The 7,956-nt window shown below is 45.1% G+C and carries 9 protein-coding genes and 3 pseudogenes; 2 read left to right on the plus strand and 10 right to left on the minus strand.

Features of this window, described 5'->3' with window-relative positions; translation table 11 throughout:
• Positions 1–23: 23 nt before the first annotated feature.
• Positions 24–173: pseudogene (locus L5M10_RS22700) on the minus strand (IS110 family transposase); the annotation flags it as partial.
• A 555-nt stretch (positions 174–728) separates the two neighbouring features.
• Positions 729–1,166, minus strand: coding sequence for a hypothetical protein (locus L5M10_RS22705; RefSeq protein ID WP_113940113.1), 438 nt, complete (start codon positions 1,164–1,166; stop codon positions 729–731).
• A gap of 209 nt (positions 1,167–1,375) precedes the next feature.
• Between L5M10_RS22705 and L5M10_RS22710 the strand changes: the two are divergent.
• Both L5M10_RS22710 and L5M10_RS22715 read left to right on the plus strand, forming a co-directional pair.
• Positions 1,376–1,880: pseudogene (locus L5M10_RS22710) on the plus strand (transposase); the annotation flags it as partial.
• 291 nt (positions 1,881–2,171) lie between these two features.
• Positions 2,172–2,648 (plus strand): hypothetical protein, encoded by a 477-nt coding sequence (locus L5M10_RS22715; protein WP_263206915.1) that lies wholly within the window; start codon positions 2,172–2,174, stop codon positions 2,646–2,648.
• Between the two features lie 34 nt (positions 2,649–2,682).
• Here L5M10_RS22715 and L5M10_RS22720 read toward each other — a convergent pair whose 3' ends face one another.
• The 8 genes and pseudogenes from L5M10_RS22720 to L5M10_RS22755 form a co-directional block, all read right to left on the minus strand.
• Positions 2,683–3,267 (minus strand): DMP19 family protein, encoded by a 585-nt coding sequence (locus L5M10_RS22720; RefSeq protein ID WP_263206913.1) that lies wholly within the window; start codon positions 3,265–3,267, stop codon positions 2,683–2,685.
• Positions 3,268–3,386: 119 nt separating this feature from the next.
• The gene (locus L5M10_RS22725; protein WP_063883307.1) at positions 3,387–3,773 is read right to left on the minus strand and encodes a gamma-butyrobetaine hydroxylase-like domain-containing protein; all 387 of its coding nucleotides are present in this window, start codon (positions 3,771–3,773) and stop codon (positions 3,387–3,389) included.
• A gap of 197 nt (positions 3,774–3,970) precedes the next feature.
• Entirely contained in the window at positions 3,971–5,299 is a 1,329-nt protein-coding gene (gene hslU, locus L5M10_RS22730) for an HslU--HslV peptidase ATPase subunit (RefSeq protein WP_263237221.1), read from the minus strand.
• 19 nt (positions 5,300–5,318) lie between these two features.
• Positions 5,319–5,843: an ATP-dependent protease subunit HslV gene (hslV, locus tag L5M10_RS22735; protein ID WP_006083300.1), complete on the minus strand. Its 525-nt coding sequence runs from the start codon at positions 5,841–5,843 to the stop codon at positions 5,319–5,321.
• A 144-nt stretch (positions 5,844–5,987) separates the two neighbouring features.
• Entirely contained in the window at positions 5,988–6,563 is a 576-nt protein-coding gene (locus tag L5M10_RS22740; protein WP_263256006.1) for a type II secretion system protein, read from the minus strand.
• 165 nt (positions 6,564–6,728) lie between these two features.
• On the minus strand, positions 6,729–7,280 hold the full coding sequence (locus tag L5M10_RS22745) for a dihydrofolate reductase family protein (RefSeq protein ID WP_263237218.1): 552 nt from the start codon (positions 7,278–7,280) through the stop codon (positions 6,729–6,731).
• A 15-nt stretch (positions 7,281–7,295) separates the two neighbouring features.
• The gene (locus L5M10_RS22750) at positions 7,296–7,571 is read right to left on the minus strand and encodes a hypothetical protein (RefSeq protein WP_173247249.1); all 276 of its coding nucleotides are present in this window, start codon (positions 7,569–7,571) and stop codon (positions 7,296–7,298) included.
• A gap of 168 nt (positions 7,572–7,739) precedes the next feature.
• Positions 7,740–7,956, minus strand: a pseudogene (locus L5M10_RS22755) (IS4 family transposase); the annotation flags it as partial.

Raw genomic sequence — 7,956 nt, forward strand, 5'->3', positions numbered from 1 at the left:
TTCCATCACAATCAGACACGGCTCACAATCAGACACGGCTCAATTTGAGCAAGAAAGGGAAGTAAGTCCTTGCGTCTAAGCATTTTCTTTTTGATTAACTTACCCGCTTTATCGACGCCAACAGCATGAAAAACAGACTTTGCGATATCTAAACCGATTGTAGTAATCTTCATAGGTGGACCCGTCCTCTTTCTGATGAGTTTTAGCGACTACATCGTGGCCCATTGCGAGGCCGATTAAAAGTGGATGGGTCCATTCCATTATCCTTGGCTTTCGTTCGTACCGCTGTTTCGCAGTACTCACCCTAGCGAAGTTACATGTATTAACTCTTTATTTATAAGCAGGGCTTCGTGTTTATTCAAAATTGCTAACGCTTACGGTGGTAAATCCCTATTAATTAAATAAAGAATCCGAAAGCTAACTCGGCATCCATGCCTCGCTCACGCGATTTTCTTCAACGCCCTTTAGCAACTTCGCAGGGGAAGGTGAACTTCTGAAGTTTTAGTGTTGTTTGTTAGTATTTAAAAAGAGTACTAACACTCCATTTTTAAAATTTAACAATGGGAGTCTAAATAACACGAGCTAATTCATATAATAAGGCTGGTGGAGCACGTTTTATAATACAAAAATGAGATTGGTATCCTTAGATATAAAAACATCGGCCTAGACCGATGTTTTGGGGTTGTCTGATGCAATAAAATTCACATAAACAGTGAGATAGCTAACCACTAATCCCAATATACAGTATAGACATGATAGCCAGCATACGGCTTAGGAGATAGTTGATGCTCGCCATAGGGCCAGCCTGTCCCCATTCCATCTGCCGCGATTCCTTCAATCCATTCTTCCACTTCCGCCAGAGGCGCACAGGTAAGAATATGAATGTTCTCAGCTGCAGGCCATAGCTCATCATCCTCAAGTGCTTCGGACCATTCATCGTGCATCCCAACATAAACACCTTGCACATCTGACCTATGTTCGATTTCTTTCAAGCAACGATAGATTTCTTTGATGGATGGTCGACCATAACCCCAATTATTGGGTGCGATAGACTCTTCATCTTCGTTTTCTAAAAAGTACTCATTTAATGTCACTACCGGACAGTGCTCTGGATCGGCGGTCGATAAGGCGCTTAATTTATTGAGTAATTCCGTTCTCGTTGTCACTGACAATACTCCATTTCTAAGATTTGTTTCCAGCGAAGGTTTAACTGTTTTATCACATATGCAGGGCTAATAATAAATCTGGCCATCCATTTTAGAGCAACAATATAATGCACTTTCAGGTTGCCTACAAAGAAGCTGTTTTCAAGACACCCAGTTTAAATGGCGTGGTAGTTAACCTCCGACTATAAGCATTAAACAAGGAGGTTTATATGCCGCGTCCTCTCAGAACTCAGATAAGCCTTGAAGACACTCCCTGTTACCATTGCTATAGCTGCGTTGTGCGGCGTGCTTTTTTATGTGGCGATGATGCCTATTCTGGGAAAAATTATGGCCATCGCTGTAGTTGGGTTGAGTCACTACTGTTTGAACTTGAAGCCGTTTTTGCTATCGATGTTGCAGCCTTTGCGGTGATGTCGAATCATCTACATGTGGTGCTGCGGGTCGATATCGACAGTGCCAATCGTTGGACTGACTGAGAAGTGCTGGAGCAGTGGCATAAGTTGTTTAAAGGCGATGAATTAACACAAAAATCTGTTTAAGGAGAGTTAGTTGAGGCGCATGAGGTCAACCGATTAAAGCATTCAATTGCAATTTACCGCAGCCGATTATGCGATATTTCATGCCTAAGTTTTCAAAAGAGTGCGATGTTTGAATGAGCTAATAGCAAGACAAGCAAATCAAGAAAATCAAGAAAATAACTGTACAGGCCGCTTTTAGGAGGGATGGTTTAAATCACAGGCCTTACTTGATGAAGTTGCTGATTTAAAATGGTAGGCCTGATAATTTTCATTCCATTATCCTTGATCATGTGATCGCGGTGTTCGCGCTTCCTTATGCTGCAAATGGCGCCATCAAGCGCTTAGGGATAACTCATTTTTAAATCAAAGTCGGCGAGTCACTGACGTAATAGTCTTAATCGTTGAGTGCATTGCTCGAAAAGTTATTATTTTATAGTATGTTAATCAATTTTAATGCGTCACTTAACGCAGCAGGAGCTTAGTTCGTATGCGGGAATATGATGGGATTGAAAAGCGTTACCAAAGGCCTGATGCCGATTTAGCTAAAAGTTTGATGATTATCGAAAATTTATTGGGTTTTACGCCGCTAGAGGATAGGTTGGAATTTGATTTGTCTTTTTGGGCTGGCGGCTCAGGTGTATTCGATAAGTTGGCGGTTTCATGTTCTGTGACTCCCGAGCAAATGGTACTCGCGCAAGATAAGTTGAGACTCTATTCCCCAGAGGCGGCGATAGCATTGGATGAATGGCGTGATGATTTTATTTGGCTAGTGGAGGATGAAGACGTTTGTACCGATGTGCTGGTTAGGTCGGCGCATTTTATTAATCAGAATAAAGCGCCATTTCAAGATGTTTGTCTTAAAACGCAATCCATTTATTTCGCTTACATGAGTGATGTGAATGGCTGGACTGCGGTATGGGGTCAGCAAGATAGGCTCAATTATGCTTATTTCTGCCAAGGATAGCCTTTATCTTTAAGTGATTACCGACAATCGCCAGTTAAGTGTTATTTACCAGTCCGTAATCAAGGGCGTAGCTTTCAAGCTTGGCATCGAGATCATCTAGATCTTTATAAAACTCGTCATCGAGCTTATCGAGTACGCTGTACAGGTCTTGGTTATCGGTTGCGGCTAAACGACGATCTCTGTCTATTGGTACTGGCTTTTCGCCAAACACGGCCTGTTTTGCTTGGTGCAATAAGTTTAACGAGTGGCTTGCTCCCATTTGGATAAGTCCACGTTCAGCGAAGGCGTAATGCTCACCTGAAGAGTTGTCGAAATACTGAATAAATCCACCATTATAGACTTCGCCAGATAAGCAGTTCACCGCATAGTAGTTTTGTTCCTCTGGTCTAAGCGTATAAAAACCTTGTTCTTTGTTATGTACCCTTACAACAAGATCTCGCCAAAAGGCTCGAAAGGGACAGGTTTTATCGAGTTCACGCTCTTGTTGGTAGTATTCCTTCGCACGCTCGAGATTTGCACGTATGCCATTTTTGCAGGGCATGCATAAACCCTCATTTTTCTCGGCGGTACTCGGAAGGATTAAGGTGTTACATTCTTGGCAGGGGATTTTTTCCGACATGGTCTTTCCTTTGATACTCAAGTCAGTAAGAGAAGTCACAGCTTCACAAGCTACCCATTGTTAAATTCTCTGTTTCTAGAGTTTACATCGCACAATTAAGCGTCTATTTACCTAACGTACTAGTTGTACTTTATATTCATCGCAATCAGCGGTTCGCGTGAGGCTTTTTCTGCGCGTAGGCGGGCGAGGTATTTTTCCCATAGGTCCACCTGGTGGGTGGCGAGATCGTAGAGCACTTTCCACGAGAATAGGCCTGTGTCGTGGCCGTCATCGAAGACGATTTTCACTGCGTAGTTACCGACGGGTTCTATGGCACTGATGTTGACGTTTTTCTTGTGGGTGACCAGTTTTGGATTACCGTGACCATGCACTTCGGCCGAGGGCGAGTAGACTCTGAGCATCTCGCAGCTGAGCTGATATTGCTCACCATTATCGAAACTGATTTCTAGAATGCGTGATTTACGTTTCAGTTTAAGATCGGTGACATTGGGCGTTGCTGTGGTCATAGGTTGGCTACCAAGAAAATGCTAAGGATAGGATAACGACTCATTAAAATAACACCTGACTAATGTAACCACTCGCGGCCAAGGATACAAAGGGTAAGCGAGAGCCTTGCTCAGGCTTTTTCGTTTGAGTCACACTTTTGCATTTGAGTCGTCGTTTACCGCCAAGTCGTTTGAGCTTGGCGGTGAACAGTTTAGTACTAGAGGATAAAGCGGCTGAGATCTTCGTCTTGGACTAAGTTATCTAAGTGGGCGCTGACATAGTCGGCGTCGATAACAAAGGCGGAGCCCGATTTTTCCGATGCCTCGTAGGAGATATCTTCCATCAGCCTTTCCATCACAGTGTGTAAACGACGGGCGCCGATATTTTCGGTGCGCTCGTTCACTTGCCATGCGGCTTTCGCAATGCTGTCGATACCCGATTCGCTGAATTCAACTTTCACGCCTTCTGTGCCCATCAGCGCGATATATTGCTCGGTTAGCGAGGCGTGTGGCTCCGTCAGAATGCGTTTAAAATCATTGGCTGATAATGCATCTAGCTCGACACGGATCGGTAACCGACCCTGTAATTCAGGAATTAAATCCGACGGTTTAGACATCTGGAATGCGCCAGAGGCGATAAACAGTATGTGGTCGGTTTTTACCATGCCGTGTTTTGTGGTGACAGTGCAGCCTTCGATGAGCGGCAGTAAGTCACGTTGCACACCTTCACGGGAAACATCTGGGCCTGAGGTTTCACCACGCTTACAGATTTTGTCGATTTCGTCGAGGAACACTATGCCGTGTTGCTCAACCATTTCAATGGCTTGCTCTTTTAAATCTTCTTGATTAACCAGTTTTGCCGCTTCTTCTTCGATCAATAGCTTAAAGGCTTCTTTGATCTTCATCTTGCGACGTTTTGCTGGTGCTTGGCCCATGTTTTTAAACAGACTTTGCAGCTGGTTGGTCATTTCTTCCATGCCTGGAGGCGACATGATTTCGACGCCGATCTGTGGCTGTGCCACATCGATATCGATTTCTTTATCGTCTAATTGGCCTTCGCGTAGCTTTTTGCGGAAGACTTGACGGGTATTTGAGTTGGAATCGGTTTCAGTGCTTTCCCAGTCGTTTTTCGGCTTAGGCAACAGGGTATCGAGAATGCGCTCTTCGGCATTTTCTTCAGCGCGTTGGCGACACTTACCCATTTGCTGTTCACGGGTCAGCTTGATGGCGATATCGGTCAAGTCGCGGATGATTTGCTCGACTTCCTTACCGACATAACCCACTTCTGTGTATTTAGTCGCTTCGACCTTGATAAAAGGCGCGTTCGCCAGCTTGGCTAAACGGCGGGCAATTTCAGTTTTACCAACGCCCGTTGGGCCAATCATCAGAATATTTTTTGGGGTGACTTCTTGACGGAAATCCGCGTCAAGTTGCATCCGGCGCCAGCGGTTGCGCAGGGCGACAGCAACAGAACGTTTGGCCTTTTGTTGGCCAATAATGTGTGCATCCAGCTCGTGGACAATCTCACGGGGGGTCATTTCAGACATAATATTCCTCACGGGCTGTTTAGTAATTGAGTTCTTCAATCGTTTTGAATTGATTGGTGAATACGCAGATATCCGCAGCAATAGTCAGGGATTTTTCGGCGATTTCTAAGGCTGACAGCTCAGTATTTTGCAATAGTGCAAGGGCCGCCGCTTGGGCATAGTTGCCGCCTGAACCAATGGCGACTAAGTCGTGTTCTGGCTGAACGACATCACCATTACCTGTGATGATCAGCGAGGTTTCCGCATCGGCCACGACTAACAGGGCTTCGAGTTTACGCAGCATACGGTCGGTACGCCAATCTTTGGCGAGCTCAACGGCCGAGCGCAATAAATGGCCTTGGTGCATTTCGAGTTTGGCTTCGAAACGCTCGAATAGGGTGAAAGCATCGGCAGTGCCGCCTGCAAAACCTGCCAGTACCTTGTTGTGATATAAGCGACGCACTTTTTTGGCGTTACCTTTCATGACGGTATTGCCTAGGGAGACTTGGCCATCGCCGGCGATGACAACTTGATTATTACGGCGTACTGATACGATAGTGGTCACAATGAATCCTCTTCTGGCCCGCAGCAAAAGTTGCGGTGGATGATGGGATATATATGGGGATGGATGACAATAATTCAAGTAATCGCGGCAAATGCCAAAGGAGTTTGCGATCTTTCGCGCTCCTTTAGCAATAAAAATAAGCGCTTATTGGGAAAGGGTGGATCGACCTACAATAGTGCGGCCATCGAAGGGATAGTATTTAAGATCCCAGTTTTCACTGCCGAAGCTGCGATCGTCAGAGACATAGTTGAAAATGCAGTAAGCATTGGGATCGGTAATGTCGACGGCACCATACCAGTAAACAATGTCGACATTGGGAACTGTGCGCCAAGAGTATTGATCGGCAATGACAAATTCATTATTAGCCAAAAGACCTTGCCATAACTGACCACAATAATCGCCCTGCAATTTAGCACCGGCATCAGCGGTTGCAGTCTCTATTCCCAGTGGAAATCCTGTGGTGGTCGAGTCGAGTTTTCCGTCACCATAACAGGCGAGATCTTGGGTATAACCAGAGTGACCGCCCGCAAGCCAGCAACTGTGATAAAGCTTAACACCAGAGGTAAAGGCCGCAAATGCGGTTTTGGCTCTGGCATCGTGAGCATCTTGGCCTAGGTTTAAAAACCGTGGTGCTGCGACGACGGCCAAGATCCCAAGGATGATAATGACCACAACCAGCTCAATTAATGTAAAACCTTTCGATGACTGCAAACGACTCATATTGCTCACCTATTTGTTAGAGGACAATATTCTAACGGAACTTTGATTTGCAATCAGTAAGCCATTGATAATATTTAGTTGTTTAACATTGCTGTTACATGGTTATGCAGCAAGATGGCAAGCCATCACTTCACCCTTCAATGCAATCAGCCGAATGTAAACGGCTTATAAAGCCATTTTGTCTATAACACGATAGCGGGTTTGTACGTAGCCATTGTCATATTGCTGCGTGTGAATTGGCATTAATTGAATCGCTTGAGCTAAGTCGCCAAAGAGGGGAATACCTTTACCCAGTAAAGTGGGGATGCGAGTGAGCGTGAGTTCCTGAATTAGCCCCGCCGCTAAAAAGCCTTGGATTGTTTGGCCACCATCGATATAGAGATGTTTGAAGCCACGGGTTTTGAGTTGTTCGCTAATGCTTGCCGCATCGCCATTTAGCACTTGTACGTGCTCACTTAACGCCGACGGTACTGTTACGCCGCTGCGACTTAATACAAACACTGGGATATTTACATAGGGCCAATCACAATCGAAGGAGAGGACTTTTTCAAAGCTTTTTCGTCCCATTACAATCGCATCAATAGTGTCGATAAAGGCATGATAACCAAAGTCTTCATCGGGATTAGTACTGGGGTGCTGATTTAAAAAGTCGATATCCCCATCGGGCGTTGCGATATAACAGTCGAGGGTCGCGGCAATAAAAATGGAGGCTTTCATTCATCTTCCTTAATGCTATTTTCGAGCGTGTTTCTCTAATGATTCTTTCAGTGCTTGTTGTTGAGCGAGGCAGTCTTGTTTTGCTTTGCCCGACATATCGTTACACGTTTGACCTTTATCTGGGCCTTCCAATATGGCGGCTGCAACATAAACTGCGGCGTCGGCTGCATTGCATTCTTGTTTGCTGTAGGGGGAATTTGTATCACATTTTGAATTAAGTGGCCCAACGCAGCCACTCATACAGGTTAAGACTAAGGTGCTAAAGCTAAGTAATATTAAAGGTTTGAACATTCGCTCTTCCATGATTCATATTATTTGAGACGGTTGGAAAGTATATAACTGCTTTGCAGACGGAACTAGAATTGGATCGTTCCATTTCCACTTTAGTTGTTATCTTGGAGGAAGGCATTCGCGGATGGAAGCAAAAAATCCCCGAGGGTATAGTTCTGAAGGATCCCCTCATAAATCAGCCATAGCATAGCCATATTTGAGCAACTGATTGGCGAATAATACCCAGGCCGCCAGCAATTCTTTCTCCGTGATTTGATAATCAGGCCGCCTGAGTACCTCCAATCCCAAGCGAATCGTTGAGAGTACCGTTCGATGCCCAATGGTATTGGCCTGAAAATGCTTATCCCAGCCCTGTTGCTGTGCGTGTAAACCAACTAGCCACAAC

The organism is Shewanella sp. SM32 (assembly GCF_025654235.1).
Lineage (GTDB): Bacteria > Pseudomonadota > Gammaproteobacteria > Enterobacterales > Shewanellaceae > Shewanella > Shewanella oncorhynchi.